This is a genomic window from Pseudorhizobium flavum, from assembly GCF_044142885.1.
GTDB classification, from domain to species: Bacteria; Pseudomonadota; Alphaproteobacteria; order Rhizobiales; family Rhizobiaceae; genus Neorhizobium; species Neorhizobium flavum.
Genome location: NZ_JBIOKZ010000030.1, coordinates 1 through 3,989 on the forward strand (window position 1 = coordinate 1; position 3,989 = coordinate 3,989).

Genomic DNA, 3,989 nt, shown 5'->3' on the forward strand with positions numbered 1-3,989 from the left:
TGAACCGCCCCGGGTTTGCCGGAGACCGTTTGGTTTAAGTTATGCGGCCATAGCTGGTGCGTCCAGCATGGCGTAGTATCGTCGTTCTGCCTCTGCTGGCGGTATATTCCCGATGGGTTCCAGAAGACGGCGGTGGTTGAACCAGTCGACCCATTCGAGCGTGGCGAACTCTACGGCTTCGAAGTTGCGCCATGGTCCTCGCCGATGAATGACCTCGGCCTTGTAAAGACCGTTGATCGTTTCGGCGAGAGCATTGTCGTAACTATCGCCGACGCTTCCGACAGACGGCTCGATGCCCGCCTCCGCCAGCCGTTCGGAAAAGCGAATGGACACGTATTGCGAGCCGCGGTCGGAATGATGAACCAGCCCGCCACGTTTGACGGGCCGCCGATCATGCAGTGCCTGGTCGAGAGCATCGAGGACGAATCCCGCGTGCGCCGTTCGACTGGCCCGCCAGCCGACGATGCGGCGGGCGAAGGCATCGATGACAAAGGCCACGTAGACGAAGCCCTGCCAGGTCGCGACATAGGTGAAATCGGATAACCACAGCATGTTCGGCGCGGGAGCCTTGAAGTGGCGGTTGACGCGGTCGAGCGGACACGGGGCAGACTTGTCCGATACAGTGGTTTTGATTGGCTTGCCACGAATGATGCCTTGAAGACCCATCATTCTCATCAGCCTTGCGACGGTGCAGCGAGCGATATCGAAGCCTTCTCGCTGCAACTGTCGCCACACTTTCCGCACGCCATAGACCTGGAAGTTCTCGTTGAACACCCGGCGTATCTCGACTTTCATGGCAATATCATTCCGTTCGCGGGCCGATAGGCGACCCACGTCCGTGCGCTTGGCGACGACCTCATAATAGGTGGACGGGGCAATCGGCAGCAGCCTGCAGATCGGCTCGACCCCGAGCACCGAACGGTGTTCGTCGATGAAGGAAATCATCGCTTCAGTGGGCGGTCGAGCTCCGCCTGGGCAAAATACGCCGAGGCTTTGCGTAGAATCTCATTCGCCTGACGAAGCTCCCGGTTCTCCCGTTCCAGAGCCTTCATCTTCTCAGCCACGTCGCTTGGCAGACCTGCACGCTTGCCGCTGTTGACCTCGGCCTTCTTCACCCATTCATGGAGGGTATGCGCCGAGCAGCCGATCTTGGTCGCTATCGATGATACCGCCGCCCAGCGCGATGAGTATTCGGCTTCATGTTCCGTCACCATCCGAACGGCGCGGGCGCGGACTTCAGGAGAAAATTTGTTCGTCGTTTTGCTTGTCATAGACCCTACTTCTCACGAGTTGGGGTCTCCGGCAAACCCGGGGCGGTTCAGCCTGAGGGTGGTGTCGATGCCACAATATCGTCCGCCCTCATAGCGATAGCCAGCGTCTTGAGCTGCCGTAACTACCCACCTGGGTGCTCCCAAGGCATCAACCAAGATAGTGCCGCGCTTCAGCCTCACTGCGAAGTCGGGGATGTGGGACATCTTCTGAGAGCAAAGTTCTAACGGAAGGCACGACCAAGAAATCACCTCCGCATCGACGTCGAGAAGACATCCGAGATCACGAGCTGCCTGGCTGCGAAAAAGCGGCCTGTCCAAGCACCGAACCGCGCCCGATGGTACAAACGCATTCTGAACCGCGGACAGCCTTGTCCGATCAAGGATGGCACCTTGCGAAACATATAAGCTGGTGGACATGATATGCCTGTCCTGAGATGGCGGAAGCCGCCGTGTGTGAACGTCTAGGGTTCGACAGTCTCAGGAGTGACTTATTCGGAAGACGCACGAGAGATTGCGGCGTTGGAGGCCATGCCTCATATCCATAAGTGCGGTGCGCTCGATTGTCATGCGTAGAACATATAGAGAACATATGGCGCAATGTCGAGTCTATTTTACATCCAGTAATTTGTTGATGTCTCTGCGATCCAAGTATCCGATTCATGAGCGCCGAAACTCACCGCCTCATGTCCCAGAAGCCTAGACAAGTTCCAGACGCAACAGTGTGAACCGCTTTTGCGTCTGGAACTACGTAAGAACAAGAAGATGGGCATCAAAAAAGCGAGCAAGACTGATCATGGTTGCTTGATCCGCCGCCACGTCGAGAAAAAGTATACTACCTCAAAAGGTGATGTTATTATATCGCACCAACAGTGAGATAGTTGGCTAACTGCCGGAGAGCTGACAATGAGAATTGTGTCATTGCTAGTCGTGTCATTGTCAATCTGGACGCCTTGCTTCGGTCAGGATATCCCGCCGCTATCATTGGGTGGGGGTGCTGGGCAACTGGGGCTGATAGATCCTCCAAACGAAGAGTGTAAAGGTCCAGTGACTGTCGCGGCAGCGCCCGACAACGGGATTGCGATACTCGATGAAGTTAACCACAAAATCCTAGTAGTCGCTGCCGGCAAGGACGCTGTTGACATTAACCTCCCTCCGAACCTCATCGAGCCGGTGGATCTATTAGGTACGACTAAGGGATACATAGTGGCAGGTATGCTGGGTCAAGTGGTGCTTCTCTCTGCCGGGGGCGAGCCATTGGCAACCGCGGCCACTGCTTATGATCCGGAACGGGGCCAGCCCCGGATAGTGGTTTCGCCGACCAACGAGATCCTCCTTGAGAACTTGGAGGGTATACGTGTTGCGGTCGAGCTAGACCGGGATCAAGTCGGCGAGGTGATTGAACCGCCCCGGGTTTGCCGGAGACCCCAACTCGTGAGAAGTAGGGTCTATGACAAGCAAAACGACGAACAAATTTTCTCCTGAAGTCCGCGCCCGCGCCGTTCGGATGGTGACGGAACATGAAGCCGAATACTCATCGCGCTGGGCGGCGGTATCATCGATAGCGACCAAGATCGGCTGCTCGGCGCATACCCTCCATGAATGGGTGAAGAAGGCCGAGGTCAACAGCGGCAAGCGTGCAGGTCTGCCAAGCGACGTGGCTGAGAAGATGAAGGCTCTGGAACGGGAGAACCGGGAGCTTCGTCAGGCGAATGAGATTCTACGCAAAGCCTCGGCGTATTTTGCCCAGGCGGAGCTCGACCGCCCACTGAAGCGATGATTTCCTTCATCGACGAACACCGTTCGGTGCTCGGGGTCGAGCCGATCTGCAGGCTGCTGCCGATTGCCCCGTCCACCTATTATGAGGTCGTCGCCAAGCGCACGGACGTGGGTCGCCTATCGGCCCGCGAACGGAATGATATTGCCATGAAAGTCGAGATACGCCGGGTGTTCAACGAGAACTTCCAGGTCTATGGCGTGCGGAAAGTGTGGCGACAGTTGCAGCGAGAAGGCTTCGATATCGCTCGCTGCACCGTCGCAAGGCTGATGAGAATGATGGGTCTTCAAGGCATCATTCGTGGCAAGCCAATCAAAACCACTGTATCGGACAAGTCTGCCCCGTGTCCGCTCGACCGCGTCAACCGCCACTTCAAGGCTCCCGCGCCGAACATGCTGTGGTTATCCGATTTCACCTATGTCGCGACCTGGCAGGGCTTCGTCTACGTGGCCTTTGTCATCGATGCCTTCGCCCGCCGCATCGTCGGCTGGCGGGCCAGTCGAACGGCGCACGCGGGATTCGTCCTCGATGCTCTCGACCAGGCACTGCATGATCGGCGGCCCGTCAAACGTGGCGGGCTGGTTCATCATTCCGACCGCGGCTCGCAATACGTGTCCATTCGCTTTTCCGAACGGCTGGCGGAGGCGGGCATCGAGCCGTCTGTCGGAAGCGTCGGCGATAGTTACGACAATGCTCTCGCCGAAACGATCAACGGTCTTTACAAGGCCGAGGTCATTCATCGGCGAGGACCATGGCGCAACTTCGAAGCCGTAGAGTTCGCCACGCTCGAATGGGTCGACTGGTTCAACCACCGCCGTCTTCTGGAACCCATCGGGAATATACCGCCAGCAGAGGCAGAACGACGATACTACGCCATGCTGGACGCACCAGCTATGGCCGCATAACTTAAACCAAACGGTCTCCGGCAAACCCGGGGCGGTTCA

3 protein-coding genes and 2 other annotated features are annotated in these 3,989 nt (G+C 57.4%); of the genes, 2 read left to right on the forward strand and 1 reads right to left on the reverse strand.

The genetic code is table 11. The features are described 5' to 3' along the window. Positions 1–39: 39 nt before the first annotated feature. A protein-coding gene (locus ACEPP2_RS21135) for an IS3 family transposase (RefSeq protein ID WP_395517195.1) occupies positions 40–1,271 on the reverse strand; the annotation gives its coding sequence in 2 pieces (ribosomal slippage) (positions 40–980 and positions 980–1,271; 1,233 coding nt in all). Further along, positions 871–987: a sequence feature (AL1L pseudoknot), on the reverse strand. (Overlaps the previous gene by 117 nt.) Positions 1,272–2,174: 903 nt before the next feature. On the opposite strand from ACEPP2_RS21135, the gene ACEPP2_RS21140 reads away from it, so the two are divergent. After that, the gene (locus ACEPP2_RS21140; protein ID WP_395517876.1) at positions 2,175–2,753 is read left to right on the forward strand and encodes a hypothetical protein; all 579 of its coding nucleotides are present in this window, start codon (positions 2,175–2,177) and stop codon (positions 2,751–2,753) included. After that, positions 2,719–3,950 (forward strand): IS3 family transposase gene (locus ACEPP2_RS21145; protein ID WP_395517195.1). Its coding sequence is split into 2 segments (ribosomal slippage): positions 2,719–3,010 and positions 3,010–3,950, totalling 1,233 coding nucleotides; the frame shifts between segments, so codons are not numbered across the junction. The genes ACEPP2_RS21140 and ACEPP2_RS21145 overlap by 35 nt, the downstream gene beginning before the upstream one ends. After that, positions 3,003–3,119 (forward strand) — a sequence feature (AL1L pseudoknot). It overlaps the preceding gene by 117 nt. Positions 3,951–3,989: the final 39 nt, after the last annotated feature.

Excerpts from the sequence above, each read along its gene's own strand:
- ACEPP2_RS21140 (WP_395517876.1), top strand. The coding sequence starts at position 2,175 with ATGAGAATTGTGTCATTGCTAGTCGTGTCATTGTCAATCTGGACGCCT.